Source organism: Mesorhizobium sp. AR02, assembly GCF_024746835.1.
Taxonomy (GTDB): domain Bacteria; phylum Pseudomonadota; class Alphaproteobacteria; order Rhizobiales; family Rhizobiaceae; genus Mesorhizobium.
Map to the genome: position 1 here is coordinate 2,269,859 of NZ_CP080531.1, position 26,012 is coordinate 2,295,870.

Consider the following 26,012-nt stretch of genomic DNA (forward strand, 5'->3'; position numbering starts at 1 on the left):
AATTCTGGGAGGAAAAATGGCTGACGATGCGGACGTGATCATTGTCGGCGCCGGCCTTGCCGGGCTGGTTGCCGCCGCCGAGCTTGCCGAGGCCGGCAAGAAGATCATCATCGTCGACCAGGAGCCGGAGCAGTCGTTGGGCGGCCAAGCGTTCTGGTCGTTCGGCGGGCTTTTCCTCGTCGATTCGCCTGAGCAACGGCGCATGCGCATTCGCGATTCGCATGATCTGGCGCTTGAGGACTGGATGGGCACCGCCGCTTTCGACCGGCCGGAGGATTTCTGGCCGCGCAAATGGGCCGAGGCCTATGTCGGCTTCGCCGCCGGCGAGAAACGCTCCTGGCTCCTGCAACGCGGCCTGAAATTCTTTCCCGTGGTCGGCTGGGCCGAGCGCGGCGGCGGCAATGCCATCGGCCACGGCAATTCGGTGCCGCGCTTCCACATCACCTGGGGCACGGGGCCGGGTGTACTCGAGCCCTTTGTCCTGCGCGTGCGCGAGGCGCAGAAGCGTGGATTGGTCAGCTTCAAATTCCGCCACCGGGTCAATGAACTGACACGGACGGGCGCTGTCGTGACCGGCGTGCGCGGCGAAATCCTGCAGCCGAGCATGGTCGAGCGCGGCCACCAGAGCTCACGCGATGTCGCCGGCGATTTCGAGCTGCATGCGCAAGCGGTGATCGTCGCCTCCGGCGGCATCGGCGCCAACCATCAGCTGGTGCGGGAAAACTGGCCCAAGCGGCTCGGCGCCGCACCAAAACGCATGATCACCGGCGTGCCCGACCATGTCGATGGCCGCATGCTGGCGATCACCGAGGCCGCCGGCGGTTCGATCATCAACCGCGACCGCATGTGGCACTATGTCGAGGGCATCAAGAACTGGGCGCCGATCTGGACCGAGCATGCGATCCGCATCCTGCCCGGCCCGTCGTCGCTGTGGCTCGACGCACATGGCAAAAGGCTACCGGTGCCGCTCTATCCCGGCTTCGACACGCTGGGCACGCTCAGCCACATCATGAGCACCGGCTTCGATTATTCCTGGTTCATCCTGACCAAGAAGATCATCCAGAAGGAGTTCGCGCTGTCGGGCTCCGAACAGAACCCGGACCTGACCGGCAAGAGCTGGCGCCAGGTGCTCGGTCGCGCCACCTCAGGCATTCCGGGTCCGGTGAAGGCCTTCATGGAGAAGGGCGAAGACTTCATCGTCGAGGCCGACCTTTCGACGCTGGTGGCCCGCATGAATGCGCTGGCCGGTGGCGAGCCGCTGCTCGATCTCGCCCAGGTCGAGCGCGAGATCCGCGCCCGCGACAGGCAACTCGACAATCCGTTCTCCAAGGACATGCAGATCACCGCCCTGCGCGGCGCCCGCGCCTATCTCGGCGACAAGCTCATCCGCACGGCCAAGCCGCACAAGATGCTCGACCCGGCGAATGGCCCGCTGATCGCGGTGCGCCTCAACATCCTGACCCGCAAGACGCTGGGCGGCCTCCAGACCGATCTCGACAGCCGCGTGCTGGGTGAGGATGGTCAACCGGTGCCCGGCCTCTACGCCGTCGGCGAAGCCGCCGGTTTCGGTGGCGGCGGCGTGCATGGCTATGCGGCACTGGAAGGCACCTTCCTCGGCGGCTGCATCTTTTCCGGCCGCAGCGCCGGCCGATCGGCGGCACGCTCGGTGGCGTGAAACGGCGCCATAGCTGTTGCCTGGGCCCTATACGCCCGGGCGATAAACATATGACTTTTTTATATTTTTCAGATTTCGCCCGCCTCGAATACAAATGCCGATGCTTTTATCTTTCTGAGTGCAGCCGGTGCTGAGCCGCTGCAGGCGGCCGCCAGCTCGTGGCGGCGGTACCAGAAAGAAGGAAGTCTTCGATGTTCCTCTCAGACGGGCTTTATCTGCCCACCCATCGCCCTTTGCCGGCGTCGCAGGTCGAACAGATCAGGCGTGCGGCCAACAGCAATCGCCGGCCGGTCAGCCTGGTCGCGCCGTTCACACCGACATGGTGGCTTCTGGTCGTCGGCGCCTTGCTGGCCGCCGCCGCGATCGCTGCCCAGCTTTCCTGAGAGGCAGGAGATGACCATGCAAAGCTCCCCTATGTCCCCTGACGGAAACGCGCTTCACCGCTTTGTCGTCGGGCGCGATGGCGAAGGCCACTGGATCGCGCGTGACGAAGAAGGCCAGACCGGCGGCGTTTTTGCCGACAGGAATTCCGCCGTGCGTTTCGCCACGATGGAAAGCGGCCATCGCGCCGGTGCGATACGCTTCGCGCCGGCAAGTGTGCGGCTTTCCCTGTTCAACTGAGCCGCACCCGGTTCCGAACTGATCGGAACGATCTGGCCATGGACAATTCCAACGACACTGCCGGGCCAAACAGCGCCGATCTCGCCGGATTGCTTGATCGCCTCCCGCATGTCGGCAGGCTGCTTGAACACCAGCTTTGGGAGGCGGCACGCGCCCTGTCGCTCGACAGATCGTCCCGGCAAGGCCGGCGATTTGCCGGTCTGATGGAGGTCGGCGCCATTCTAGACGCCGTCCTCCTGCTGGTCGCTTCGTCGAAGCCGGAGCGTTCGGTGTCGGCCATCAGCAAGATCGGCGAGCGCTGGTTTTGCTCCATTGAAATCACGTCCGTAGGGCCGCCGACCAAGGCCAGCGTGGCCGAAGCGGACCACATCGATCTGGCTGCCGCGCTGCTGTCAGCCCTGCTTTCCTCGCACCTCGAAAAGACGGTGCATCCAAGAATTCACTCAGGAGACTCTGATTGCCATGACACCAGAACAAGCCCGAATGCGCCTGACCGGAGCGATGATCGCGCTGGTAACGCCGTTCACCGACGGCGAGGTCGATCTGAAGCAACTAACCGCGCTGCTACGCTGGCAGATCGAACAAGGGATCAACGGGCTGGTGCCGTGCGGCACCACAGGTGAGGCGCCGACGCTGTCGTGGGAGGAGCGCCTCGACATCATCGCGCTGTGCGTGAAGATCGCCGGCGGCAGGGTGCCTGTTGTCGCCGGCACCGGAACGAACAGCACCGAGACGACGATCGCCTTTTCGACAGCCGCCGAAGCCTTTGGCGCCGACGCCGCCCTCATCGTCACGCCCTACTACAACAGGCCGAGCCAGGAAGGGATCTTTCGCCACTTCGAAGCGGTCGCAGCCAAGGTCAGGATACCGATCATCGTCTACAATGTGCCGGCACGAACCGGCGTCGACCTGGCCGAGGAGACGATCGAGCGCCTGGCGCAGATTCCGACCATCGTCGGCATCAAGGACGCCACCGGCGATGTGAGCCGGCTATCCACGCTTCCGGCTGTGCTCAGGCGCCGCTTCATCTGCCTCTCCGGCCATGACGCGACGGCGTTCGGCTTCAACACGATGGGCGGGCGTGGGACGATCTCGGTGGTCTCCAACGTCGCGCCGCGTCTGTGCGTCGAGATGCATGATGCGTGCCGGCAGGGCGACCACCACACCGCGCGGGCGATCCATCATCGCCTGCGGCCGCTGATCGCGGCGCTTGAGCTGGAGAGCAATCCGGTGCCGGTCAAGTATGCGCTGAGCCTGGCGCTGAGCATGAGCCCGGATGTCCGCTTGCCGCTGACTCCGGTCCGCCCTGAAACCGAGGTCGCGATACGCGAGGCCATGTTGACGCTGAATGGCGGTAGTGCCGGCGTTGTGCAATCAGGACCGGCGCTTGCCTCGTCCACGCCGTGGCGGCTTTGACGAAGGCGCTTTGCCATCGATGGCGTAAACCAGCCCCGGCTGGACGATCCATTCACCGGTGCGGAGCGCTTCGACATCGAAGCGCCCTGTGCGGTCGCGCAGTACGACGCCGACGAAATGGTATCGCAGTCCGCTCGCATCGACGACCGTATCGGCGATCGGGTGATCGGCGAGCTGGCCGATAATTGCGCCTTGTTCCCTGAGGTTTGCCAGGACGAAATACTCCGTCGGCACCCTGTGGTTGACCCCGGAGGTCAGCCAGGCTGAATGTGATTTCATGGTCGTCTGAAGCCAGTCTGTTGGTCGGGCCGCCGGTCAAACGGCGGCCCGGAATTACATAGTCGCTGGCTGCATAGGAATTCGAGAGCAGGTTTTGGCCTTAGATATAAAGGCCGCATATGTCCTGCCGCAGTCAGGGTTCCTGCCGACGCGGCCGGCGCGGCTCGATACAGTCAGGCGACGGCGTCGTCGCCGGACCGCCAGCGCAGCCCGGGCCGCCGGGTTGCATGTCCGGCCGCGGCGCGCAATCGATTGCTGGTCCGCCGCAATCAGGCCGATCCGGCCTATCGGGTCTGTCTGGTCGATCGGGCCGATCCGGGCGATCTGGTCTGTCCGGCCAGTCGGGCCTGTCCGGACGATCCGGCCTATCAGGTCTATCGGGGCGCCATGGCCTGTCCGGCCTATCGGGACGCCAGGGCCTCCATGGCCTGTCGGGCCGGTGGTCACGGTCGCGCCAATGGTGGTCGCGCCAGGGGCGGTCGCGGTAGTCGTCCGTATCGACGCATGCGCTGAGCGTCGCGGCGCAGATGATGAGCGCCAACGCGCTTCGAAGCCTGGTCATGCCTGTGATGTCCTGCTGTCGGTCAAACCCAGCGTGGTCTGCACCGCCTGCATTGCACCTGCATTACGCGTCCCTATCCGATCATGCCCAACTCACAGGATAGGGGAAACGCTCACCACAGCCAGGTGCCCTTCCCCAAGGCTGCCACCGCGTCGACGATCCGTGTGAAACTTTCACGGGCGCGGCCGACCGTGTGCCGGGCCCTGAGATAGCCGTGCACCAAACCCGGTTCCTCGAACCAGATGGCACGCCCGCCCGCCGCGATGATGCGGTCGCGATAGGTCTCGCCGTCGGAAGACAGCGGGTCGCATTCGGCAGTGATCAGCACCGTTGGCGGCAGTTTGGCGAAATCGGTGTCGGCCAGCGGCGAGAGCGTTACATCGCCGGTCCGGTCCGCACCGCCGGTGCGGATGTGCTTGTAGAATTCGAGATCGCGCATGGTCAGCATCGGCGCTTCGGCGTGCGTCACGTAGGAGCCGCTTGAGCGGTCGCCGCCAAGGCCGGGATAGATCAGCACCTGGCCCACCGGTCGTTTCGTATGGCCGCGTGTGGCGTGAGCGACGGCAGCGCAGAGATTGCCGCCGGCGCTGTCGCCGCAGAGCAGGATGGGGTGATCACGGGTGGACGCAACCCATGCGAAGGCGCTCATCGCGTCGTCGAAGGCGGCCGGATGCAGATGCTCCGGCGCCAGCCGGTAATCGACCGAGACCACCTCGTAGCCGGTGCGGGCGCAGAGTTCGGCGCAGACGTCGTCATGGCTGTCCAGCCCGCCGAGGATGAAGCCGCCGCCATGGATATAGAGCACCGTTGCTGCCGGTTGCGGAGCGGTGCGGTAGATGCGGATCGGAATGTGGTGCGTGGGCGTTGCTATGGAAGAGGTTTCGACCGCGACACCTTCGGGATAGCCGGCAAAGAATTCCCTGCACATGCGGTCGTAGATCGCGCGCTGCTGGGTGATCGTGTAGTCGATCGTATCGGGCGGATAATAGGAGTTGGTCTTCTCGATGAAGGCCCAGGTTTCGGCGTCGATGAGGGTCTTGTAGTCGGTCATGGAACTCCTTTACCTCCCCCTTCATGGAGGAGGTCGCCGCGGAACGGCGGGTGGCGGCGCTTCACCCCACCCCGGACCTTCGGTCCGACCCTCCCCATCAAGGGGAGGGTAAAGTGGGTCACTTCCCCTTCCACACCGGATCGCGCTTTTCGGCAAAGGCGCGGAAACCTTCCATGTTGTCTTCCGAGCCATAGAGCGCATCGACCGTGGCCAACTGGCGGCGCGTCACCCGGTTCATCGCGTCCTGGAAGGTCAGCGCTTCGGCCACGCGCGCCGTCTCCTTGATCGCGGCGAACACCAGCGGCGGGCCGCTGGCGAGGAGGCGGGCGATCTCCCAGACGCGGTCTTCGAGCTTCTCCTTCGACAGCACCTCGTTGACCAGGCCCCAACGATGCGCCTCGGCGACATCCATCCAGCGGCCGGTGAGCAAAAGGTCCATGGCGACATGGTAGGGAATGCGCTTCGGCAGCTTGATCGTCGCCGCATCGGCCAGCGTGCCGGCGCGGATTTCGGGCAGCGCGAAGGAGGAATGATCGGAGGCGTAGATGAGGTCGCAGGACAGCGCCAGCTCGAAGCCGCCGCCGACCGCCATGCCGTTGACGCAGGCGATGACCGGCTTGTTGAGGTCACGCAGTTCCTGCAGGCCGGCGAAGCCGCCGACGCCATAGTCGCCGTCGACCGCGTCGCCGCCGGCGGCCGCCTTCAGGTCCCAGCCGGCGCAGAAGAACTTGTCGCCTGATGTCTTGACGATGGCGACGCGCAATTCCGGATCGTCACGGAACGCCTTGAAGGTCTCGCCCATCAGCCGCGAGGTCTTGAGATCGATGGCGTTGGCCTTGGGCCGATCAAGCGTGACCTCGAGGATCGAGCCTTCGCGGCGGGTCGAAATGACGTCAGACATTCTTGTTCTCTCCCAGCACCAGCAGCGCGTCGGCGATCCAGGCGCCCTTGCCTTCGACGCAAACGATCAGCGGGTTGATGTCGAGTTCCTCGATCTCGCCGGCATTCTTCTGCACGAATCCGGCAATGCCCGCGATAGCGTCGATGGCGGCCGCGACGTCGGCTTTCGGCCGGCCGCGATAGCCTTCGAGCAGCGGGAACAGTTTGAGGCCGCGCAGTGCGGCCTCAATGTCGTCGCGCGTCGCCGGCAGCATCAGTGTCACGCTGTCGCGCAACAATTCGACCAGCACGCCGCCGGTGCCGAGCGTCATCACCGCGCCGAACATCGGATCCCTGGTGAAGCCGACGATCAGCTCGGCGACACCGTCGCGCACCATGCGCTCGACATAGAGCCCGGTGCCGAGTGGCAGCAGATCATGCGCCGCCGTGCTGACGGATTCCGCATCCTTGAGGTTGAGCCTGACAGCGCCGACCTCGGACTTATGGGCGACGCCCAGCGCCTTCAGAGCGACAGGAAAGCCGAGCGCCATCGACGAGATGACCGCCTCGACCGCATTGCCGGCGCGCTCGCCCTTCGGCACGGGAAGCCCGGCCTTGATCAGCCTAGCCTTCGCTTCAGCCTCATCAGGCGTGACATGATCGCCGCCGGCAGCGCCGGAAGCAGACGTGTCGATCGGCTGCGCCTGCGGTTCAGCCCACGCCCAGCCGATGAAGGCCGCTGCGCCTGCGGCATCCATCGCCTCGGAAATGCCGAACAGCGGCACCATGCCGCGCGCCATCAGTTCGGCGGTGTATTCCTCGGGCAGGTTCTCCGGCAGCGAGGAGACGATCGCACCATGCGCCTTGTTGGTCTTCAGCGCCGATTCGAAGGCGCGCAGCGTCGCCCACCAGTCGGTGACCGAGCAGCGGTCCGGGCGCGGAAAGTCGAGCACCAGCATGTTGAGGTCGAAACCGCCCGACACCATGGCGGTGAAGGTGGCTGTCATCGCCGGCTCGTTGTTCCAGATGAAGGTGTGGTAATCCAACGGGTTGGCGACCGCGACCAGCGGCCCGAGCGTCGACTTGACATGGGCGCGGTGTGTTTCCGTCAGAACCGGGAAGTTGACCCAGCGGCCTTCGGCACTGTCGGCCATGACGGAGGCCTCGCCGCCCGAACAGCTCATCGACGACAGTCTGTAGCCGGGCAGCGGACCGGTGATGTGCAGCAGCTTCAGCGCCTCGATGAAGGCCGGGATGGAATCGACGCGGGCGATGCCGAGCCGCCTCAGGAAAGCGCCCGAGGCCGCATCCGAGCCGGCGAGCGAGGCGGTATGCGAGACAGTCGCTTGCCGCGCCTGTTCGGAGCGGCCGACCTTCATGGCGATGATCGGTTTTTTTAGCTCGCGCGCCCTGGCGGCCAACCGTTCGAAGCCGGCTACGGAGTCAAAAGCCTCGATGTGCAGGCCGAGCGAGGTGACCCGATCGTCCTCGATCAGGCCGAGCGCCATTTCGGACAGGCCGGTCTGCGCCTGGTTGCCGGCCGTCATCAGGAAGGCGATCGGCAGGCCGCGTTTCTGCATCGTCATGTTGATGGCGATGTTGGAGGACTGGGTGATGATGGCAACGCCCTTGCCGCCTTCCTCCAGCCTGATGCCGCCATGCTGGTCCGGCCACAAAAGCGCACCGTCGGCATAGTTGATCAGGCCATAGCAATTCGGGCCGATGATCGGCATCTGGCCAGCGGCGGCGACCAGTTCGGCCTGCAGGCGCTCGCCATCGTCGTCATAGGCCTCGGTTTCGAGGAAGCCGGCGGCAAAGCAGACGGCTCCACCGGCGCCGCGTTCGGCCAGCGCCTTGACGACCTCGATGGTGAGGTGCCGGTTGACGCCGACAAAGGCGGCATCCGGCGCGCCGGGCAGATCCGCGACGGACCGATAGGCCTTGCGGCCGGCAACCTCGTCCTTGGTCGGGTGCACCGGCCAGATTTCGCCGGCAAAACCCATCTTGATCGATTGCGCCACGACGGCGGCGGCCTGCACACCACCGAACACGGCGATCGATTTCGGGCGCAGGAGACGTTCGAGTTTATGCATGGTCATCTTTTCGTTTGAGCGCGATCTCAGGACAAACGATCTCGTTTGTCCAACAAAACCGAATCCCGGCTTTGGGCGATCATGCTCTAAGCTCCGAACGGACGCAGCAGCGCCCGCGAAATAATATGTCGCTGAATCTCCGAAGTGCCTTCCCAGATGCGCTCGACGCGGGCGTCGCGCCAGATCCGCTCCAGCGGCAGGTCGTCCATCAGCCCCATGCCACCATGGATCTGGATGGCTTCATCAGCCACGAAAGCCAGCATTTCGGTGGCCTTCAGCTTGGCCATGGCCATGTCCTGGTCGGTGACGGTGCCCTGATCGTACTTCCAGCCGGCTTCGAACACCATCAGGTCGGCGGCCTTCAGTTCCGTCGCCATGTCGGCGAGCTTGAACGACACACCCTGGAACTTGCCGATCTGCTGGCCGAACTGCTGGCGCTGCGCGGCATATTCGACGGCATGGCCGAGCGCCCGCTCGGCGCGGCCGAGACAGGTAGCGCCGACCTGCAGGCGGGTGGCGCCGAGCCAGGAATTGGCGACATCGAAGCCCTTATGCACCTCGCCAAGAACCTGGCTTGCCGGCAGCCGGCAATCATCGAATTCGAGGATGGCGTTGGTGTAGCCACGATGCGAGACGTTGCGATAGCCGTCGCGCACCGTAAAGCCCTTGGTGCCCTTGTCGACGAAGAAGGCGGTGATCTTCTTGCGTTTTCCGCGCGGCGAATCCTCTTCGCCGGAAGCCATGAACACGATGGCGAAATCGGCAAGATCGGCGTGGCTGATAAAATGCTTGGTGCCATTCAGCACCCAATCGTCGCCATCCTGCACCGCGGTCGCCTTCATGCCGCGCAGGTCGGAGCCGGCGCCCGGCTCGGTCATCGCGAGGCAGTCCCATTTCTCGCCACGGATGCAAGGGAAAAGATACTTTTCGCGCTGCTCCGGCGTGCCGGCAAGCAGGATGTTGGAGGGGCGCGCCACGCAGGTCCAGTGCAGCGCGTAATTGGCGCGGCCGAGTTCCTTTTCGTAGAGCAGCCAGGTCACCGTATCGAGGCCCGCGCCACCGACATCGGCCGGCATGTTGGCGGCATAGAGCCCGGCTTCGATAGCCTTGGCCTTGATCTCTTCGATCAGCTCTCGGCGCAGCACGCCGGTGCGCTCGACCTCGCGCTCATGCGGATAAAGCTCGTTCTCGACGAAGGCGCGCGTCGTCTCGACGATGAGTTTTTGTTCCTCCGAAAGACCGAAATCCATGGTCTCAGCCCTTCTTCTTTTTCTTCGGCTTTTCCGCTTTCTTCACCGGCTTCGAGGCCTTGGCCTTCTCGGCCGCCTTGGAGGCCGCCGGCTTCTTTGCCGCCAGCTTGGCCAACTGCTTCGTATAGTCCTTGTGCAGCGCGCCGGCGCCCCAGCCCTTGCCTTTGTTCTGCTTCGACAGCGCATCCATGATCGCGACCAGATTGTCGTCGCGGATCTTTTCCAGCTCGCGGATCGACAGGCCATGCGCCTGGTCGTCCGACTGGGTGGCGATCAGATCGACCAGCTCGTCGTTGAATTCCGGCACGTCCATCAGCTTGGTCCACGGCCATTTCAGGCACGGCCCGAACTGCGCCATGAAGTGGCGCATGCCGGCCTCGCCGCCGGCGACGCGATAGACCTGGAACATGCCCATCTGCGCCCAGCGCAGGCCGAAGCCGTAGCGCATGATGTCGTCGAGTTCCTCGACCGTGCAGATGCCATCCTTGATCAACCACAGCGCCTCGCGCCACGCCGCTTCGAGCAGGCGGTCACCGACGAAGGCCTCGATCTCCTTGCGGATGACGACCGGCTTCATGCCGATCGAGGCGTAGATCTCCTTGGCGACCTCGATCGCCTCGGGAAAGGTCTGTTCGCCGCCGACGATTTCGACCAGCGGCAGGAGATAGACCGGGTTGAACGGATGGCCGACGACCAGCCGCTCGGGGTGCTTCTTCATCGCCACCTGCATGTCGGTCGGTTTGATACCGGAGGTGGAGGAGCCGACAATGGCGTTGGCCGGCGCATTAGCGTCGATCTCGGCCAGCACCTTGTGCTTGAGGTCGAGCCGTTCCGGCACGCTTTCCTGGATGAAGTCGGCATCCGCAACCGCCTCGGCAATGGTCTTGGCGAAGGTCAGCTTGCCCTCTTTCGGCAAGCCGCCGGGCACCATCTGCTTGTAGGCGCGGCGCGCGCCCTTCATCACTTCCGAGACCTTGCGCGAGGCCTCGGGGTCGGGGTCGAAGATCGACACGTCGATACCGTTGAGCAGCAGGCGCGCCACCCAGCCGGCGCCGATGACACCGCCGCCGATGGCGGCAGCCTTGTTGATGATGCTCATGCTGAGGCTCCGGTTCTTGTCTTGGCTATAGTGGGATCTAGGAGGGGCACGCGCTCGCCGGCGCGGATCACGGATGCGTCGTAGGCCTTGCGGGCGAAGACTTCGAGCACGAAGGGCCGGAAGAAGTCGATCGGCAGCGTCTCATAGTCGGGATCGAAGCTCGATTGGTCCCAGCGTTCGCAAAACTGGTCGCAGTCATCGAAATAGGCGTGGCCGGCGAAGCGGCTGCGGGCATGGCGATTGCCGCTGAGATGGTGGGCATAATAGAGGCGCTGGAAGTCGCCGTGCTTCTCCACCACCCAGGTGCATTGCTCGCGCACGAAGGGCTTCAGGATCGACGCGGCATATTCGTCGTGGTTGTAGGGCGCATAGATGTCGCCGATGTCGTGCAGCAGCGCGCAGGCGATCCAGTCGGTATCGGCGCCGTCACGCCAGGCGCGCGTCGCCGCCTGCAGCGAATGGCCGAGCCGGGTGATCTTGTAGCCCGACAGGCCTTCATCGAGCTGCACCAGCGCGTCGAGCAGACGATCGCCGGTCTTGGCGGCATAGTCGATTTCATGGGCGGTCAGGAACTCGTAATCGTCCTTGTCGCCATCCTTCATCGCGGTGAATTTGACGGTATCAGCCATCACCAAACTCCCGCCTTACGCCGCGGCTGCGATCGGTGCCCGCTTGGTCAGGTTCAGCTTCTTGCGCACTTCCTCCGGCCCCAAAATCCTGGCGCCGAGATTGGTGACGATGCTGGCGGCACGCTCGACCAGTTGCGCGTTGGTGGCGAGCACGCCCTTGTCGAGCCACAGATTGTCTTCCAGCCCGACACGGACATTGCCGCCGGCCAGCACCGCGGCTGCGGCATAAGCCATCTGGTTGCGGCCGATGGCGAAGGCCGACCAGTTCCAGGTCGACGGCACGTTGTTGACCATGGCCATGAAGGTGTTAAGGTCGTCAGGCGCGCCCCACGGCACGCCCATGCAGAGCTGCACCAGCGCGTCGGGGTTCAGCACCTTTTCCTCGACCAGCTGCTTGGCGAACCAGAGATGGCCGGTGTCGAAGGCCTCGATCTCCGGTTTGACGCCGAGTGCCGTCATCATGCCGCCCATGGCGCGCAGCATGCCTGGCGTGTTGGTCATGACATAATCGGCCTCGGCGAAGTTCATGGTGCCGCAGTCGAGCGTGCAGATTTCGGGCAGGCACTGGCGCACATGTTCCATACGGTTGGTGGCGCCGCCCATGTCGGTGCCCTTTTCGTTGAGCGGCAGCGGCGCTTCCGGCGAGCCGAACACCATGTCGCCGCCCATGCCGGCGGTGAGGTTCAGGATCACGTCGACTTCTGCCGCGCGGATGCGCTCGGTCACTTCGCGGTAGAGATGCACGTCGCGCCTGGGCTTGCCAGTTTCGGGGTCGCGCACATGGCAGTGGACGATCGCGGCACCGGCCTTGGCCGCATCGATGGCCGAATCGGCGATCTGCTTGGGCGAACGCGGCACATGCGGGCTGCGATCCTGCGAGCCGCCAGATCCGGTCACGGCACAGGTAATGAAAACCTCACGGTTCATCGCAAGCGGCATGGAATTCTCCTCCCAATCGAACAGAGGCACAACATTGCGCGACTTGCCGGCGACTGTTTTACGCTTTACGAAGACGACATGATAAAAAACGAAAAGATGACAATCTTTCGCTCGGAGCAGTCGCCGCTCAAGGTGACGCTCCTGGTGTTTTCGGGGGCATCCATTATGTGCGTGGCATGCGCCGTCGATCCGCTGCGCGCTGCCAACCGCATCGCCGGCGAAACCCTGTTCGACTTCAAACTGGTTTCGGTGACCGGAGAGGCGCCGGTCACGACATGCGGCCTGCCCGTGGCGGTCAGCGGCCGGTTCGATGCGACGGAACCGACCGATGTCCTGGTCGTGGTCGCGGGCTTCGGCACGCAGAACTATGCCACGTCTGCCTTGCTTGCCGGCCTGCGCCGGGCGGCGCGGTCGGCCCGCGCCTGCGGCGGCGTCGAGGCCGGCACATGGCTGGTGGCGCGCGCCGGCTTGCTGGAAGGACGCAGCGCCACCACCCATTGGGAAGACATGGAGGACTTTTCGTCCGCCTTTCCGGGCGTCGACGTGCGCCCCGATCGGTACATCATCGATGGACCGGTCTTCACCACGGGCGGCGCGTCGCCGACCCTGGACCTGATGCTGCACCTGATCCGCACCCGGCTCGGCATGGCCGTGGCGCTGGATGTGGCAAGCGCGTTCATCTACGACCAGGCGCGCGTGGCGACCGATGCGCAGCCGCTGGTCTCGCTTGGCCGGCTCGATGGCTACGACCCACGCCTGGCGCAGGCCATCCGGCTGATGGAGGCGCATGTCGACCAGCCGCTGACCATAGAAGCCATCGCAAAACGTGCCGGGGTGACGGCGCGAACCCTGGAAAGCATCTTTCGCAAGTCGATCGGCGAGACGCCGGGCGCCTATTATCTCAGGCTGCGCCTGGGTGCGGCGCGACGGCTGGTGGTCGACACGCGTGTGGCCATGGCGGATATTGCCGGGCGGACAGGGTTCTCGTCCGCCGCGGCATTTTCCAGAGCGTTTTCAAGAGCTTTTGGCGAAGCCCCAGTCAGGCTGCGGCGCGGTTGAGTATCCAGTCCGCGGCAGCGGCGAGATCGTAGACGATCGCCGTCGGAGGCGGATCGAAGCGTGTTTCATCGCCCGGGCGATACTTGCCTGTCCGAACGAGCAGTGCCGCGCCAAGTCCCGCACGCAGCGCGCCGGCGACATCGCTTTCCGCATCGTCGCCGACCATGACCGCATCGGCCGCCGGGCAGTTCACGTCGGCGAGCGCCGAAAGGAAGAAATCCGGCGACGGCTTGCCGAGCACCACGGGGGTCCGGCGGCTGGCGAATTCGAGCGCCGCAACAAACGCGCCGGCGTCGAGGCTAAACAGGCCGTCCGCATCCCTGAAGGTACGGTTGGTGGCAAGCGCCACGAAATCGGCGCCGGCAACAAGTTTGCGAAACGCTCGGTTGAGACTGGCATAATCGAAGGCGTCACCGGCATCGCCGACGACGACAGCACACCCGTTCCCGCCCTCCAGTCCGGAGAACTCGGCTTCCAGGTCAGGATGGACGAGCAAATGGGGCCGGCAGTCATGGCGGCGCAGCCATTCGACAGCGGCACGGGCCGGCGTCAGCAATTCCGCATCGGTCACCTCGATTCCCAGAGCGGCAAGCTGCTCGATCATTGCTTTGCGCGGCGTGCGTGTCGTGTTGCTGACAAAGCGGAGCGGCAAGCCAGCCCGGCGCAGGCGCTCGACCGCGGCCACGGCGCCCGCGATCGGGGTGTCGGCATCATAGACGACACCCAGAAGATCCAGGAGCACCGCGCGTATCATCGGTGAAGGATGGAGAAACAGCCTCCGTTCGTCAAATCAAGGAGATTGTCAGGCGGCGTTGCGACTTTCGCCGACAATGCGCGAGCGCATGCTATTGGCCAGCACTATTTCAAGTCGCGCGGCGACCGCGCGATCCCATTCATTTGCTTTGCGGGCACTGTCCTTCGAATGCGGCAGCGCCATCAGCCGATCGATGATCGATCCGGCCTCGCCAGAGGAGAGCAGGGCGTCGATTTCGCGCTCGTGCTGCATGTGTTCGCCTCCTTCTTTCCTTCCCGCCACATGCCAACACTATACGAGGTACGTGACGGCTGTTTGAAGGCAAGAGCGGGGCGATTGAGGGGCAGTGCGGGGCAGAACCTTGTCGTAGGTCCCGCCTCGTGCGCAAAGGCGTTCCGGGTGACGGTTTGGCTATCCCGCCGCCCGGGAAACGGTACAAATTGGCGAGAGTCCGCCGTCAGACGTAGCGGTTGACGATGTTTTCCAGCAATTCCTGGCGGCCGGAGCGCGGCTGCGGCTCGATCTTCTTCTTCACCACGCGCTCGGCAATGTCTTCCAGCGTGCGCTTGCCCGACAGCATCGCCTTGGCCTCAGTGCTGTTCCAGCCAGCATAACGCTCGGCCAGCGGACCCGACAGCGCCTTGTCCTCGACCATGCGCGCCGCAGCCTTCAGACCGCGTGCGCAAGAGTCCATGCCGCCGATATGGCCGATCAGCAGGTCCTGCGGGTCGAGAGACTGGCGGCGCAGCTTGGCGTCGAAATTGGTGCCGCCGGTCTTGAAGCCGCCGGCCTGCAGGACCTGGTAATAGGCCAGCGCCATTTCCGGCACGTTGTTGGGGAACTGGTCGGTGTCCCAGCCGGACTGGTAGTCGTTGCGGTTCATGTCGATCGAGCCGAAGACGCCGAGCGCGTTGGCCAGCGCCAGTTCGTGCTCGAAGGAATGGCCCGCCAGGATGGCATGGCCCTGCTCGATGTTGAGTTTTACCTCCTTCTCCAGGCCGAAGCGCTTGAGGAAGCCGTAAACGGTGGCGACGTCGTAATCGTACTGGTGTTTTGTCGGTTCCTGCGGCTTCGGCTCGATCAGGATGGTGCCTTTGAAGCCGATCTTGTGCTTGTAGTCGACGACGAGGCTGAGGAAGCGGCCGGCCTGTTCCTGCTCGCGGGCAAGGTCGGTGTTGAGCAGCGTCTCGTAACCCTCGCGCCCGCCCCACAGCACATAGTTCTCGCCTTTCAGCCGCTTGGTGACGTCGATGCAGCTCTTCACCGTCGCCGCCGCATAGGCAAAGACATCCGGATCGGGATTGGTGGCGGCACCCGACATGAAGCGGCGATTGGAGAACAGGTTCGCCGTGCCCCACAACAGCTTGACGCCGGTCTGCTTCATCTTGGCCGAAAAATAGTCCGCGATCTCGTCGAGGCGGGCCGCACTTTCGGAGAAATCCTTGCCCTCGGGCCGCACATCGGCGTCGTGGAAGCAGAAATAGGGCGCGCCGAGCAGCGAGAACATCTCGAAGGCGACATCGGCCTTGAGTTTTGCCAGTTCCATCGTGTCGATGCCGCCGGCCTTGGGGAACCAGGGACGGTCGAAGGTCTGGCCGCCGAAGGGGTCGCCGCCCGGCCAGGCGAAAGAATGCCAGTAGGCGACGGCGAAGCGCAGATGGTCTTCCAGCCGCTTGCCGGCGACCATCTCGTCGGGATTGTAGAACCTATAGGCCAGCGGATTGGTCGAATCCGGCCCCTCATATTTGATCTTCTGGATGTCGCCGAAAAATCCGCTGCTCATGATTTCTGTCCTCTCTCGAATAGTTCGCCCTGATTACCTCAGGCGTAATTGGTTTCGGTCCTGGGCTGTTTGAAAAGGCTGATGTCAACAAACAAAGGAGACAGACCATGACCGACCTCAACAGAATTGCCGAGGACTACATCACCGCCTGGAACGAAAGCGATGCCGGCCGCCGCGCCGAATTGCTCAAGGCCACCTTCACCGAAGACGTCAGCTATCGCGATCCGCTCATGCAGGGCGATGGCCATGAAGGCGTCGCCGCGCTGATCGATGGCGTGCAGCAACGCTTTGCCGGCTTCAGGTTCTCGCTGAAAGGCACGCCGGACGGCTTTGCCGACAAGATCCGCTTCTCCTGGAATCTCGGCCCGGAGGGCGTCCCTTCGGTCATCGAAGGCACCGATATCGGTGTGATTGAGAACGGCCGCCTGAAGAGCGTCACCGGGTTTCTGGACAAGGTGCCGGCGCAGTGAGGCTAACTGGGTAAGGGAGGCGCCAGGCACCCCCCTCTGGCCTGCCGGCCATCTCCCCCGCAAGGGGGGAGATTGGTTGGCATCCGCGCCTTCGCCAATCAACCACCTTACAAGACTGGCATACCCGCCGGCGCTGCTAATCTCCCCCCTTGCGGGGGAGATGCCCGGCAGGGCAGAGGGGGGTGTCTCGCGCTCACTCACGCGGTCACGCCCCTGATCGCCGGATACAGCGCCCGGTAACGGTGATAGGCATCCGCATACGCCCCAGCGAGCGCAGCGTCCGGTTCAACGGTAGCATCCGTCCTGGGCGCCGTGCACACGGCCAGCGGATCAGCACCGGTCGCCGCGATCAGGCCGAGCCGGGCCGCGCCAAAGGCCGCGCCGAAATCGCCGTCGGCGGGAATGTCCACCGGCACCTGCAGCGCGGTGGCGATGGCTTTCAGCCAGTAGCGCGAGCGCGAGCCGCCGCCGATGGCCGTCACCCGCGTCAATGTCGTGCCGGCCGTCTTCAAGGCTTCGAGGCTGTCGCGGAAGGCGAAGGCGACGCCTTCGAGCACCGCTTGCGTCAGCACCGCGCGGCTCGATTCATGCGCCAACCCGGTGAAGGACCCGCGAATGGCCGAATCATTGTGCGGCGTGCGCTCGCCCGAGAGATAGGGCAGGAAGGACACGCCGGTCGGCGCCTTCAGCGTGTCGCCGAGCTCCGAAGTCAGCTCACCGGCGCCTTTGCCTGTGATCTCCGACAGCCAGTTGAGCGAATCGGTCGCCGACAGGATGACGCCCATCTGGTGCCAGGTGTCGGGCAGCGCATGGCAGAAGGTGTGGACAGCACTTGCCGGGTTGGGCAGATAGGACGCATTGGCGGCAAACAGCACGCCCGACGTGCCGAGCGAGACAAAGGCATGGCCGGCACCGACCGTGCCCATGCCGCAAGCCGACGCCGCATTGTCGCCGGCGCCACCGGCGATCGGGATGCCAGCCTCGATGCCCCATTTCGACGCCAATTCGCCGCGCAGCCCGCCGGCCTTCTGCGTGCCCTCGACCAGAAACGGCATTTGGCTCTCGTCAAGCGAGGTGGCGGCGAGCAGGTCCAGCGACCAGCGGCGCTTGCCGACATCGAGCCAGGAGGTGCCGGCCGAATCAGACATTTCCGAAATGTGCTCGCCGGTCGCCCAAAGCCGCAAAAAGTCCTTCGGCAGCAGCACCTTCGCCACTTTGGCGAAGATAGCGGGCTCGTTGTTCTTCACCCAGGCGAGCTTTGGCGCGGTGAAGCCGGGAAAGACGATGTTGCCGGTCAGCGCGCGGAAGCGCGGATCGGCGTCCAGCGCGGCCGCCTCGATATGGCTGCGCGTGTCGTTCCACAGGATGCACGGGCGCAGCACATGATCGGCCGCATCCAGCAAGGTGGCGCCATGCATCTGGCCCGACAGGCCGATGCCTTTTACGGCCGCGAACTGCCTGGGATGGGAGGCCTTGAGTTCGGCGATCGCGTCTTCGCAGGCGCGTATCCAGTGGGACGGGTCCTGTTCGGACCAGCCGGGATGCGGCCGCGAGACGTCAAGTGCGCCATGGCCGGAGCCGACGACGGTCTGTCCGGCATCGATCAGCAGCGCCTTGACGCCCGACGTGCCCAGGTCGAGGCCGAGATACATGTTTTCCTCCCACGTCCTTATTTTTTTCGGATCCCGAAAAAATCTGGCCGAGCCAGTTTTTAAGGCAAGATCCGCTTGCGGTCAATTCTCTGACAAATCGGCCGCACGTCGTGCAAGCAGCGCCGACAGCGGGCTGTCGGGCCGCGCCATCGAACGCTCGGCCGTGAGCGCCCTGGCGAGCGCGCCGTCACCGGCCCGCAGAGCGGCTTCGATCAGCGTCAGGTCGATGACATCGCGCTGCGCGTGGCTGCCGCCGAAGCGGTGCGCAATCGCCCGGATCGGCCGGATCAGGCGCATGGCCTCGGTGTAGTTGCCCTCGCCGAAGGCCTTGATGGCCAGCGTCAAGGGATGGCCGACATCCTGGGTGAAAGCTGCATTGTCGTCACTGCCGCGCATGGCCTCACGCTGTGCTTCAAGCAAGGTCCGAGCGGGTGCATCGAGGCCGGCGCCGACGAAGGCCATCATCGCGTGCGCATCGTTGAAGGCATAGTCGCCGGCGCCGGCCTTGGGCCAATTGGCGGCGAGCGCTGTCCAGCGGTCGCCGCCATCGACGCCACCGAGATAGAGCCGCCACAGGATTGCCGACGCATCGACCATGTTGAGCGCCATCGTCGATGGTGTGCCGTAGATCGGTCCGTCATAGAGCGCCAGCACCTCATCGGTCTCGCCAAGATCATAGTGAAACAGCGCCAGGTGCCACCAATTGTGCACCTGCAGGAAGCTTTCCTTTGTCCACGCTTCGGGATTGGCGCGCATCCAGGCAATGCCATCCCTTTGCCGGCTTTGCATTTCCATGACATGCGCCACGGCGTGTTGCGCCCAGCCGTCACGAGGCTCGATCTCGACCGCCGTGCGGCCGAGCTTTTCGGCCCTGATATAGTCACCCATCTCCTCCAGCCCGAAGGCCTGCATGCCGAGGATGGCGTGGTAACCCGGCATATCGCTCTGCCATGACGGCAAGGCGCGGGCGATGCGGTCGCGCAGCATGCGGGCATTGCCGGTGAAGAAGTCGATCTGGTGCCCGACCTGCAGTGCCACCGCGTCGAGCGGGGTCTCGATGGCGATATCCTCGAGGATCCCAGCAGCGTCATGCCAGCGCCCATTGGCGAGGTGGCCGAGGGCCAAGACATGCGCCTGCTCGCGTGTTGTCGCGGCAAGCGGCAGGGCGGCCTCATGGCAGGCCCTGGCCACCGCCGTCGCCTCCCGCTCGGTGGCAAGGCCAAAGAGGTAGCCCTTGAAGACATGCGCCATGACAAAACCGGGATTTTCCACGATGGCGCGGTCGACGGAGCCGACGGGATCGCCGACGAAGCACTGCAATTGGCGCACCGCCTGGCTGTAGGGCGTGAACCCCGCTTCCGTCGCACCCGAAAATGCCAGGCCGAATGTGTCCTTGATTGGCATGCAATGTCCCTTGACCGGCGCGTTGCGGGCACGATGCCCTCGGTCCAAGGCGATCTTAAAGCATGGGCCACAGACGCGCCAACCATGCAGCGCACGCGTCTACTTCAGTAGATTTTGCAGTTCATCAACCATGACGGGCAGATTAGGCTTTGTAAAATCGAACGAATTGTGGCTTCATTGCGGCGCGGCGAGGGGCTTGTAATCGCGATCTGAGAGGGGACGCGATGCGGCATTTTGAAATACAGCTTCCGAACAGCCGTTCGGAATACGCTGACGAGGCGATTTCTTTGTTGCGGCGAAAGCCGCGGCAAATCCATCCATGGTTTATTAGCTTACTTGCAACTACAGCGCTAGTGTTGCTGCCCGGTTCCACGGCCTTGGCGGCCTGCGTGCTGGTTCCATCAGCGGGAAATACCACCTTCACCTGCGATAGTGGCGATTCGGGCGGCAGCCTCACCGATACCAGCGGCGACAACACGCTGAATTTTCCCGCTGGCGGCACCGGGCGGGTGAGCGGCAACGTCACTTTCGGCGCCGGCACGGACCGCATCAACATGCAGTCCGGCACCATCACCGGCGCGGTCGACCAGGGTGACGGCACGGATTTCTTCACCATCAGCGGCGGCACCGTCGCCGGCAATGTCCAGCAGGGTGCCGGCATCGACGATTTCAACATGAGCGGCGGCCAGATCGGGTCGCTCAACCAGGGCGACGGGCTCGACACCTTCACCATGACGGGCGGGCGCATCGTCGATTTCTTCGACGATGGCGATCATGCCGTGATGACGGGCGGCCGCATCGGCCGGGTCAACATGAAGCTCGACAAGAACTATTTCAACATGTCCGGCGGCACCATCGACCGCAACCTCGTCACCGGCTTCGACCAGGACACCATTATCCTCTCCGGCGGCACGATCGGCGGCAACATCAGCGTCAGCGGCGGCAATGACAGCGTGACAATCACCGGCGGCACGGTCGGTGGCGATGTGCTGATGAGCTTCGGTTCCGACAGTTTCGTCTGGAATGGCGGCGGCATCATCTATGGCGCGGTCGATCTCGGCGCCGACAACGACACCGCCAAGCTCAGCAACCTCACCAACGCCAATCTCGGCGGCACGGACGCCCTGAATGGCGGCCTTGGCACCGACGCGCTGACCTTCGACAACGTCAAGCTCGACGGGATCGCCAGAGTCCAGAACTGGGAAACGGTCGACGCCACCAACGACACCCAACTGACGCTCGACGGCACTCTCAAGCTCGGCGACAGCGGCACCGGCACGGGTTCGCTCAGCGTCGATGCTTCGAGCACGCTCTATGGCGGCGGCTTCAACGCGGCGATCCAGGCCTTCACGGCTGGCCAGCTGGCTCAGGTCACCAATGCCGGACGCATCGACCTGACCAACGGCACCACGGGCGCGACCGACCGGCTGACGATCTCGGGCAATTATGTCGGTGCCGGCGGCCTGCTGCTTGTCCAGACCGAACTCGGTGACGATTCCTCCGCCTCCGACAGGCTGGTGCTTTCGGGCGGCACGGCTTCGGGCTCGACCGGCATTTCCGTGGTCAATGTCGGCGGCGCGGGTGCCGCGACCACGCAGGACGGCATCATGGTCGTCCAGGCGGTCAACGGCGCCACTTCAGGCGCCACCACATTCGCACTCGACGCCCCGGTCGCCGCTGGCGCCTTCGAATATTATCTGTTCAAGGGCGGCGTCAGCGCCGGCAGCAACGAAAACTGGTATCTGCGCTCGACGCTGACCACACCGGCGACGCCGGCACCAGCCCCGCCGGCGCTCGAACCCACGCCACCGCCGGAACCCGAACCGCCCGCGGCCGAACCACCACCCCCGCCGGCATCCGAACTTCCACCGACGCCGCCACCGACCGAGGGCGATATCAACACCCCGCCGGTCGACCCGACACCGCCGGTGCAGGCCAGCGACCCGGAACCCGAACCGCCGCCGCCGCCACCGCCGCCGCCACCCGCGGATCCGCCGCCACCCCCGCCGGTGGTGCCGACAGAAGCGCCTGTGCTTCCAGTGCCGACGCTGCCGGGCCCGCCGCCGGTCCAGCCGACGCCGCCGACACCTGGGGCGACCGCGGTGCAGGCAGCCGTGATCCCGCTCTATCGCATCGAGGTGCCGGTCTATTCGGCCCTGCCGCCGGTCGCCGAGCACCTGGCGATGACGACGCTCGGCACCTTTCACGAACGGCGGGGTGAGCAAAGCCTGTTGTCGGATCTGGAACTGTCGCCGGTCTGGGGCCGCATTTTTGGTCAGGACACTGAGATGGGCTGGTCGGGAACGGTGTCGCCCTCCTTTGACGGCACGCTGTTCGGCCTTCAGGCAGGCTTCGACGTGTTCGGCCGCGAGACCGCCTCAGGCGGAATCGATCGCGCCGGCCTGTTCGTCGCCTATGCCAGCATGAAGGGTGACGTGCGCGGCCAGGCGCTGGGATGGAACGATCTGTCCGTCGGCAGCCTCGACGTCAGCGGCACCAGCGTTGGCGGCTACTGGACCCGCATCGGCCAAAGCGGCTGGTACCTTGACGGCGTCCTCATGGCCACCTTCTTCGGTGGCGACGCGACATCGTCGCGCGATATCGGCATCGATATTGGCGGAACCGGCGTCACCGCTTCGCTGGAAGGCGGCTATCCCATAGCGCTGGCGCAGGGCTGGACGCTCGAACCGCAGGCGCAACTGGTCTGGCAGCATCTGTCGCTCAACGACACCAACGACCGCTTCTCGTCGGTTTCCTTCGGCACCGACGACAGCGTCAGCGGCCGGCTGGGTGTGCGGCTGCAGGGCGAGACCACGATCAACGGCATCGCGCTGCAGCCCTACCTCAAGGCCAACATCTGGCATGATTTCGGCGGCATCAGCCATGTCAATTTCGACACCACCGACATCTCGACCGAGGGCCGATCGACCTCCTTCGAGTTCGGTGGCGGCGTGGTCGCCAGAGTGACCGACAAGGTCAGCATCTTCGCCACCGGCGACTACACCACCAATCTCGGCGGCGACAAGCGCCGCATCCTCGAGGGCAATCTGGGTATCAGCGTGAAGTGGTGAACCAGACCATCCGAAACCGGAAACCGGTTTCGGATGGTCTAATAAAAGAGGCCGCCTAATTGCCCGAGCGCATCGCCACCGTGGCGATGCCGGCGCCGACCAGCAGCGTGCCGCCGGTGCGGTTGAAGATGCGGATCGCCTTGGGATTGCGCACGACGTTGCGGGCGCGCGCCGCGATCAGCGCATAGCCGAAGGCATTGGCGAATGCGAGCGCCAGGAAAGTCGTCTCGAAGATCATCATCTGCGTCCAGAAATTGGCATGCCGGTCGAGGAACTGCGGCAGGAAGGCGACGAAGAAGGTGATGCTTTTCGGGTTGAGCGCGGTGACCAGCCAGGCATGCGCCGTCATCTTGGCGGGCGACACCACATCGGTTCGCGGCTCGGCCTTCAGCGCGCCGCCGGCGCGGAACAGCTTTACGCCGAGATAGATCAGATAGCCGGCGCCAATCAGCTTCAGGATGGTGAAGACAGTCGCCGAAGCGGCGAGCAGCGCGCCGATGCCGAGCATCGACAAGGTCATGGCGGTGAAGTCGCCGAGCGCCACGCCAACCGCCATCGGCAAGGCGGTGCGCCAGCCCTGGCCCAGCGCATAGGACACGACCAGCAGGATGGTCGGGCCCGGAATGATGAGGAGGATGGTCGAAGCGGCGGCGAAAGCGGCCCAGTTTTCGAAGGACATGTCTGTTCTCCCTTGGGTTAAGGAAAAGGATAAATCCTGAACCCCGGGAGAATGTAAAGAGGCCTGATTTTTGTTTTTTGCGCAATTGCGGGCGGAAGATCGCCACGCACTTTTTCCTGGAATTGCCGCTATCAATTGCGCCAAAGGCAGGTCGGCGTCAGTTCGCGCCGATCAGCGTGCTCAATATATCGGCGAGGCTGACATTGGCACCGAGAACCAATGCGGCCGCGACAATGGCAGCGGCAAAAAGCTTGATGTCGGTTTTTAACGTCTTGCACATGGAGGCCCCTCGCTGATCGCCTGATGGGTAGGAAAGGCCGGTGCCGGGATTATGACCCGAGCTGGGTCTTTTTGTGCAGGAGCGCTCGATTGGCGGTCAGCCAGCACCGCCTGATGCCGCCAGGAACCGCGCAAATGCAGGTAACGCAAGACATTCACGCTTTATCAACCATGAATGATGAAAATGCCCATTATCCGGCCGGACCGTGCTTCCCGCCGACAGCGTAGGGTTTGGGTATATGCGTGAGTTGCCGCAAGGTCTGACGCCGCCACGAAACGGCGACGCAATCGAAACCGATCATCATCCTTCCCGCCGCGCCATCCTGTCCGGGGCAGGTGCGCTGGCGCTGCTCAGCGCCGCCGGCTGTTCGACCTCGGGCGACGGCGGTATGCCGATGCTGCAGCTCGACAATACGGTCACTGGTTCAGTGCCGCCGATACGGCCGGCGATCAGCGTCGACAAGAACATCACCAGCGCCGATGTCATGTATGCCGCTTTGACCGACAACGGCTTCAACGTGCCGGAAGTGCCCTATCTCAAGGTCAAGCCAGAATTCCGCCGCCAGATCGTCGTCGACACCACCGGCGAAGCGCCCGGCACCATCGTCGTCCATCTCAAGGAGCGCATGCTCTATCTCGTCCAGCCAGGCGGCGACGCCATCCGCTACGGCGTCGGCATCGGCAAGGACGGCTTCCGCTGGTCCGGCCGCGCCAACATCCAGTATGGACGGGAATGGCCGACCTGGACGCCGCCGCCGGAGATGATCCAGCGCAAGCCCGAACTGGTGAAGTGGCAAGGCGGCCAGCCTGGCGGCCTCACCAACCCGCTCGGCGCGCGTGCCCTCTACATCTACCAGGACGGCAAGGACACCGGCTACCGCATCCATGGCTCGCCCGAATGGTGGAGCATCGGCCAGGCGATGTCGTCGGGCTGCGTGCGCCTGATCGACCAGGACATCATCGACCTCTACAGCCGCGTCTCGAAGAAAAACCCTGTCGTCGTCATGTGATCGTTTGGGCGGCCACCGTGGCCGCTTTTATCGTCCCGTTCGGGCAGGATCTTTGCCGAAACCGGTTTCCACCCTCGGGTCAGACCCGAGGGCATGCTTTTCGGGATCACGCCCGACTCCCCCGTTGCGCGATGCGGCAAGACAGGCCAAGGTGCCTTGAAAACCATCGCCTCGGGAGACGTCAGGAATGGCCGGAACTTTTGTCATCGCGCAGGGCGGCGGCCCGACCGCCGTCATCAACCAGACCGTGGTCGGCGCCACGCTGGAGATCCGCAAACGGCATCCCGGCGCCAAGGTGCTGGGTTCCATCCACGGCGTGCGCGGCATTCGTGACGGCAATTATGTCGACCTCTCCGCCATCCCCGAAGACCGGTTGCGACTGATTGCGGGAACGCCGAGTGCCGCACTCGGCTCGACGCGTGACAAACCGGATGCGGCGTATTGCGATGTCATCCTCAATGGGTTGAAAAAGGCCGGGGCCGATGCCTTCATCTATATTGGCGGCAACGACACGTCGGGCACGCAGCAGATCCTGACCGATGCCGCCGGCGGCAGCATCGCTTTTGTTCATGCGCCAAAAACCATCGACAACGATCTTGAGGAGAACGACCACACGCCGGGCTTTATCTCGGCCGCCGAATTCGTCGCCGGCGCCTTCCTGTCCGTCGATCTCGATTTTCGCGCCTTGCCCGGCATCTATGTCGGCATCGTCATGGGTAGGCACGCCGGCTTCCTGACGGCCGCGGCCGCGGCCTGGCAACTCGACTCCGACAGCGGCCCGCACCTGGTCTACGTGCCGGAACGGCCATTCTCGGCGGCCGGCTTCATCGATGATGTCCGCGCCACGCTCGACCGCCACAAGCGCTGCATCGTCGCCGTTTCGGAAGGGGTGAGCACCGCCGACGGCAAGGCGCTGGTCGAAAGCCTGGTGCCGCCGGACAAGCTCGAGCGCGACGCGCATGGCAACGTCAAGCTGTCGGGCAGCGACCTGCCGGCTGCACTTGAGCGCGCATTGGCCGAGGGGCTGCCGGGCAAGCGGGCGCGTGTCGACGCGCTCGGCTACATGCCGCGCGGTTATATCGGCGCCATCAGCGCGGTCGACGCGCAGGAGGCCCTCGATGCCGGCGCCTTCGCCGTCTCCGTCGCCGAACAGGGCGGCGGCTCGGTGGCGCTGCAGTATGATGGCACCAAGACGGTGCTGAAGAAGGTGCCGCTGAAGAATGTCGCCGGCAAGACCCGCCACATGCCCGACGACTTCATGAAGCCCGACGTCAACCAGCTGTCCGAGGCTGGCATGGCCTATCTCAAGCGGCTGGTGCCGGAAAAGTACAAGGTCGGGAAGCCGTTCGTCTGATGCG

25 protein-coding genes are annotated in these 26,012 nt (G+C 64.4%); 10 read left to right on the top strand and 15 right to left on the bottom strand.

Translation table 11 applies throughout. The features are described from left to right. The first annotated feature begins 16 nt into the window (after positions 1-16). The 5 genes from DBIPINDM_RS14945 to dapA all read left to right on the top strand — a co-directional run bounded on the left by DBIPINDM_RS14945 (position 17) and on the right by dapA (position 3,712). Positions 17-1,675, top strand: a complete 1,659-nt coding sequence (locus DBIPINDM_RS14945) for an FAD-binding dehydrogenase (protein ID WP_258587970.1) — start codon at positions 17-19, stop codon at positions 1,673-1,675. A gap of 191 nt (positions 1,676-1,866) precedes the next feature. Then, positions 1,867-2,058, top strand: coding sequence for a hypothetical protein (locus DBIPINDM_RS14950; RefSeq protein ID WP_258587971.1), 192 nt, complete (start codon positions 1,867-1,869; stop codon positions 2,056-2,058). 16 nt (positions 2,059-2,074) lie between these two features. Beyond that, positions 2,075-2,296 (top strand): hypothetical protein, encoded by a 222-nt coding sequence (locus DBIPINDM_RS14955; protein ID WP_258587972.1) that lies wholly within the window; start codon positions 2,075-2,077, stop codon positions 2,294-2,296. A gap of 38 nt (positions 2,297-2,334) precedes the next feature. Beyond that, complete coding sequence (locus DBIPINDM_RS14960) at positions 2,335-2,919, top strand: hypothetical protein (protein ID WP_258587973.1); 585 nt, start codon at positions 2,335-2,337, stop codon at positions 2,917-2,919. Next, positions 2,840-3,712, top strand: a complete 873-nt coding sequence (dapA, locus tag DBIPINDM_RS14965; protein ID WP_258589272.1) for a 4-hydroxy-tetrahydrodipicolinate synthase — start codon at positions 2,840-2,842, stop codon at positions 3,710-3,712. The genes DBIPINDM_RS14960 and dapA overlap by 80 nt, the downstream gene beginning before the upstream one ends. Here dapA and DBIPINDM_RS14970 read toward each other — a convergent pair. From DBIPINDM_RS14970 to DBIPINDM_RS15005, 8 genes are all read right to left on the bottom strand, one after another. Further along, complete coding sequence (locus DBIPINDM_RS14970; RefSeq protein WP_258587974.1) at positions 3,671-3,991, bottom strand: hypothetical protein; 321 nt, start codon at positions 3,989-3,991, stop codon at positions 3,671-3,673. The genes dapA and DBIPINDM_RS14970 overlap by 42 nt on opposite strands. Positions 3,992-4,665: 674 nt before the next feature. Then, entirely contained in the window at positions 4,666-5,604 is a 939-nt protein-coding gene (locus DBIPINDM_RS14975) for an alpha/beta hydrolase (protein ID WP_258587975.1), read from the bottom strand. Positions 5,605-5,722: 118 nt separating this feature from the next. Next, positions 5,723-6,505, bottom strand: a complete 783-nt coding sequence (locus tag DBIPINDM_RS14980) for a carnitinyl-CoA dehydratase (protein WP_258587976.1) — start codon at positions 6,503-6,505, stop codon at positions 5,723-5,725. Continuing rightward, the gene (locus DBIPINDM_RS14985) at positions 6,498-8,576 is read right to left on the bottom strand and encodes an acetate--CoA ligase family protein (RefSeq protein WP_258587977.1); all 2,079 of its coding nucleotides are present in this window, start codon (positions 8,574-8,576) and stop codon (positions 6,498-6,500) included. Before DBIPINDM_RS14985 ends, DBIPINDM_RS14980 begins: the two co-directional genes overlap by 8 nt. Positions 8,577-8,662: 86 nt before the next feature. Then, entirely contained in the window at positions 8,663-9,826 is a 1,164-nt protein-coding gene (locus tag DBIPINDM_RS14990; protein ID WP_023772121.1) for an acyl-CoA dehydrogenase family protein, read from the bottom strand. Between the two features lie 4 nt (positions 9,827-9,830). Then, the gene (locus DBIPINDM_RS14995; protein WP_258587978.1) at positions 9,831-10,925 is read right to left on the bottom strand and encodes a carnitine 3-dehydrogenase; all 1,095 of its coding nucleotides are present in this window, start codon (positions 10,923-10,925) and stop codon (positions 9,831-9,833) included. After that, positions 10,922-11,554, bottom strand: coding sequence for an HD domain-containing protein (locus tag DBIPINDM_RS15000; RefSeq protein ID WP_258587979.1), 633 nt, complete (start codon positions 11,552-11,554; stop codon positions 10,922-10,924). The genes DBIPINDM_RS14995 and DBIPINDM_RS15000 overlap by 4 nt, the downstream gene beginning before the upstream one ends. Before the next feature lie 15 nt (positions 11,555-11,569). Then, positions 11,570-12,493, bottom strand: a complete 924-nt coding sequence (locus DBIPINDM_RS15005; protein ID WP_258587980.1) for a 3-keto-5-aminohexanoate cleavage protein — start codon at positions 12,491-12,493, stop codon at positions 11,570-11,572. A 78-nt stretch (positions 12,494-12,571) separates the two neighbouring features. On the opposite strand from DBIPINDM_RS15005, the gene DBIPINDM_RS15010 reads away from it, so the two are divergent. Continuing rightward, entirely contained in the window at positions 12,572-13,552 is a 981-nt protein-coding gene (locus DBIPINDM_RS15010) for a GlxA family transcriptional regulator (protein ID WP_258587981.1), read from the top strand. Here the strand turns inward: DBIPINDM_RS15010 and DBIPINDM_RS15015 are convergent. The 3 genes from DBIPINDM_RS15015 to xylA all read right to left on the bottom strand — a co-directional run bounded on the left by DBIPINDM_RS15015 (position 13,533) and on the right by xylA (position 16,089). Then, complete coding sequence (locus tag DBIPINDM_RS15015) at positions 13,533-14,294, bottom strand: TIGR01458 family HAD-type hydrolase (RefSeq protein ID WP_318036939.1); 762 nt, start codon at positions 14,292-14,294, stop codon at positions 13,533-13,535. The genes DBIPINDM_RS15010 and DBIPINDM_RS15015 overlap by 20 nt on opposite strands. Before the next feature lie 60 nt (positions 14,295-14,354). Beyond that, on the bottom strand, positions 14,355-14,558 hold the full coding sequence (locus DBIPINDM_RS15020) for a hypothetical protein (RefSeq protein WP_258587983.1): 204 nt from the start codon (positions 14,556-14,558) through the stop codon (positions 14,355-14,357). Positions 14,559-14,763: 205 nt separating this feature from the next. Then, a complete protein-coding gene (gene xylA / locus DBIPINDM_RS15025) occupies positions 14,764-16,089 on the bottom strand; it encodes a xylose isomerase (RefSeq protein ID WP_258587984.1) in 1,326 nt (441 codons plus the stop codon). Between the two features lie 107 nt (positions 16,090-16,196). On the opposite strand from xylA, the gene DBIPINDM_RS15030 reads away from it, so the two are divergent. Further along, the gene (locus DBIPINDM_RS15030) at positions 16,197-16,559 is read left to right on the top strand and encodes a nuclear transport factor 2 family protein (RefSeq protein WP_258587985.1); all 363 of its coding nucleotides are present in this window, start codon (positions 16,197-16,199) and stop codon (positions 16,557-16,559) included. Between the two features lie 197 nt (positions 16,560-16,756). On the opposite strand, the gene xylB is transcribed toward DBIPINDM_RS15030, so the two are convergent. Both xylB and DBIPINDM_RS15040 read right to left on the bottom strand, forming a co-directional pair. Then, complete coding sequence (xylB, locus tag DBIPINDM_RS15035; protein WP_258587986.1) at positions 16,757-18,211, bottom strand: xylulokinase; 1,455 nt, start codon at positions 18,209-18,211, stop codon at positions 16,757-16,759. 81 nt (positions 18,212-18,292) lie between these two features. After that, on the bottom strand, positions 18,293-19,615 hold the full coding sequence (locus DBIPINDM_RS15040) for a tetratricopeptide repeat protein (RefSeq protein WP_258587987.1): 1,323 nt from the start codon (positions 19,613-19,615) through the stop codon (positions 18,293-18,295). Between the two features lie 224 nt (positions 19,616-19,839). Here DBIPINDM_RS15040 and DBIPINDM_RS15045 point away from each other — a divergent pair, with 224 nt between their 5' ends. Then, complete coding sequence (locus DBIPINDM_RS15045) at positions 19,840-22,686, top strand: autotransporter outer membrane beta-barrel domain-containing protein (protein ID WP_258587988.1); 2,847 nt, start codon at positions 19,840-19,842, stop codon at positions 22,684-22,686. Positions 22,687-22,741: 55 nt separating this feature from the next. On the opposite strand, the gene DBIPINDM_RS15050 is transcribed toward DBIPINDM_RS15045, so the two are convergent. Continuing rightward, the gene (locus tag DBIPINDM_RS15050) at positions 22,742-23,365 is read right to left on the bottom strand and encodes a LysE family translocator (RefSeq protein WP_258587989.1); all 624 of its coding nucleotides are present in this window, start codon (positions 23,363-23,365) and stop codon (positions 22,742-22,744) included. 157 nt (positions 23,366-23,522) lie between these two features. Further along, on the bottom strand, positions 23,523-23,645 hold the full coding sequence (locus tag DBIPINDM_RS15055; protein WP_258587990.1) for a hypothetical protein: 123 nt from the start codon (positions 23,643-23,645) through the stop codon (positions 23,523-23,525). Between the two features lie 238 nt (positions 23,646-23,883). Between DBIPINDM_RS15055 and DBIPINDM_RS15060 the strand changes: the two genes are divergently transcribed. Together DBIPINDM_RS15060 and DBIPINDM_RS15065 are read left to right on the top strand one after the other, a co-directional pair. Continuing rightward, a complete protein-coding gene (locus DBIPINDM_RS15060; protein ID WP_258587991.1) occupies positions 23,884-24,654 on the top strand; it encodes a L,D-transpeptidase in 771 nt (256 codons plus the stop codon). Positions 24,655-24,841: 187 nt separating this feature from the next. After that, positions 24,842-26,008, top strand: a complete 1,167-nt coding sequence (locus tag DBIPINDM_RS15065) for a diphosphate--fructose-6-phosphate 1-phosphotransferase (protein WP_258587992.1) — start codon at positions 24,842-24,844, stop codon at positions 26,006-26,008. The last annotated feature ends 4 nt before the right edge of the window (positions 26,009-26,012 follow it).